Source organism: Mesorhizobium sp. WSM4976 (assembly GCF_029625685.1).
GTDB lineage: Bacteria > Pseudomonadota > Alphaproteobacteria > Rhizobiales > Rhizobiaceae > Mesorhizobium.
The window spans coordinates 1-313 of the sequence record NZ_JARTVT010000123.1 but is presented as its reverse complement, the minus strand read 5'-3'; the positions used below and the strand labels follow the sequence as shown (position 1 = coordinate 313).

At 57.5% G+C, this 313-nt stretch carries 1 protein-coding gene; it reads left to right on the top strand.

Annotated features, from left to right (window positions below; all coding sequences use genetic code 11):
* The coding region (locus P9272_RS35995) for a hypothetical protein (protein ID WP_278164980.1) at positions 1-313 on the top strand (313 nt) is incomplete at both ends.

Genomic DNA, 313 nt, shown 5'->3' with positions numbered 1-313 from the left:
CGGATCACCGAACACTTATACGTGGTCCAACGCGCCGATCGCCACCGGTGCGTCCGATATTGTCGTAGTGGGCGTCGTGCGGGAAAGCAGTTTCGGATCCACGACAACCAGCGTGATGGTCGATTCCACAATGGCCACACAATGGGCCCCAGGCGCTATTGGCCTTCCTTTCTCAATTTGGGGTTACATCGAATTTTACTATTGTCAGCCTGGCGCACTGGCCACGGCAAACATCGTTCTCAGTGCCAGTGCACCCGCTACAGGCGCAAACCTCTTTGTGTGGGTTGTCAGCGGCACCACGGCAACGCCGCTC